The 2,041-nt window shown below is 41.2% G+C and carries 3 protein-coding genes; all 3 read right to left on the bottom strand.

The features are described from left to right. Nucleotides 1-72: 72 nt before the first annotated feature. Nucleotides 73-507, bottom strand: coding sequence for a PaaI family thioesterase (locus tag A3739_RS14475; RefSeq protein ID WP_068500566.1), 435 nt, complete (start codon nucleotides 505-507; stop codon nucleotides 73-75). A gap of 7 nt (nucleotides 508-514) precedes the next feature. Continuing rightward, on the bottom strand, nucleotides 515-1,612 hold the full coding sequence (locus A3739_RS14470; RefSeq protein WP_068480773.1) for a glycosyltransferase family 4 protein: 1,098 nt from the start codon (nucleotides 1,610-1,612) through the stop codon (nucleotides 515-517). 10 nt (nucleotides 1,613-1,622) lie between these two features. After that, a partial coding sequence (locus A3739_RS29975) for a hypothetical protein (protein ID WP_197472336.1) occupies nucleotides 1,623-2,041 on the bottom strand: 419 nt, incomplete at its 5' end.

Below are 2,041 nucleotides of genomic sequence, written 5' to 3'. Positions count from 1 at the left end.
CAATCGATTCAGACCATTGCTGCTTAGCTTATGCTCGATCGCAGCACTTATCGCTTTTATTGGCGCGTTACTTTATGAATAGCCTAATGCTTTCTCGAGAGGAAATTTTCCTCTTACAAAGATACCATTACCTCGTGCAATCTCTCGATTCTCTGAATCATAGGCTATGGACTCAACAATAAACTGCGTTCGATTCATGTTCACAACCTTGCCTTCCGCACGCATGATTCCCTCAGAAACAGGACGCGTGATATAGGTCGTGAAAGACGTCGTAAGCACAAACACTTCATCTTCATATGAATTTGCCGCAAAGAATGCTGAATCGTCTAAAATCTTAAAGTAAACCGAACCATGCGTGCCACCAGCAGAATGACAATACTCAGGCTTGAGATCAATTTCGATCGTACATTTGCCCTCTTGGATCTCGATGCGAGGAGGGTAAAAGCTATTGATTGGCGCTGCACGATACATGTTGCAGAGTGCGGCGTAGTGTTCTTGTTTTGTCATGTTGATATTAGGACTCTTGGTAAGCAGCTTGAACTAGCGCAATAAACTTTTTGTTCTGTTCTTTCGCAGTGTATTTGAGGGAAGTTTCTTGATTTTGCCTAGCTACTCTATTGCGTAACGCTTGATCATCTAACAAGTCTTGGACAGATGAGACCCAAACATCTTTATTTAAGCTAGGCAGTGAGAAGCGAAGAGATTCACCCTCCAGTATTTCACTCGCACCAACCATTTTGTGCAATACAACCGGCTTAGAACATGTCATTGCTTCTAATGCGCTCATACCAAACTCTTCAATATGAGCAGGAAGAACGAATACATCTAACATACTGTAATAATTAGCGACACAATCTGTTGATGGTAAAAAATGAACTGCATGAGGATGAGAGTTTATCAACTCCGTATAAGCCGAGCGTTTGCCATTTCCCGCAACCACAATGTGTAAGGGATGATCGAACTGAAGAGACTTAGTAAATTCAAGAAAAAAATCGACATTACGTTTTTTAAAATTTCCGGACGTGATCAATCCAATAACGAAAGCTTCTTCTTCGATATTGAGATTATCTCGAACGTTCGTATCACAGGACAAGACATGATCGGGGTCGCATCCTGGGTACAATACTTCAATATTTTTTCCTTGAAGAGCAAACCTATTTGTAAGATCTTGCTTCATCATTTCTGAGTTACACACTATCGTTTTAAACTGACTAGCACTGAGAACTTGAGTATACAATTTACCCACATCATTTCTCTCAGGTAGAGCCTTCCCCTGGATAACTTCGTGTTCCAAGTGCACGCAATTATGAATAAAACAAATATCAACATCAGCGATATCGCCGTGACCAACACTAACATCTGGTTTAAGATTTTTTATCCAAAGCCCTGCTTGAAACTTAAAAAAAGCTCGCCTAAAAAATCCCTTTAGAGGCCAACGAATTGTTTTCTTCACTCTCGCCATTGTGGAGGCGTGCACAACGGGATTCACTTTTTCCGAAACGACAATACTTTGAATTCCAGCCCGATCTAAAGCCTCTAGCTCTGACCGAACAAGCCTAGATACACCTGATCTTAGATTTTTTAAGTCTTTTTGAATAATAGCTACTTTCATAGACCGTACACTAAAAGTACCAAGACAAATAAAAGCTTCCGATATATATATCGTAAAAAATCTCTGGAGACGATGACTGCAAAGATGGAGGATCACTCGCCAGAACTCGATCACGCGCCACCTTATCGCCATAGGCAAATTCAGTACTGAAACTTACATCTGAAAGAAACATCCACTCCAATCCCAAACCAAGAATATAACCATGTGCAGGCGTAGTCTGGTCATAGCGAGCAAAACCAAAAAAACTCTTGATATAAATGTCGTCGACTACCTGATATTTATAGTCCAACGGACGGAATGAATATAAGTTATCACCATCAGCCTGCGTGAATTGAAAAGCTAAGCCTAGATGATGGTCTTCTTCGTAAACACCATGTACAGAGGCTCCTAACAGCAAGGCCGCATCCCAATCGCTTGTGCTTGCAGGCG

The sequence above is a fragment of the Oleiphilus sp. HI0067 genome, assembly GCF_001635735.1.
Note: the sequence above shows the minus strand (reverse complement) of the source record. Positions and strands in the feature narration are given on the sequence as shown.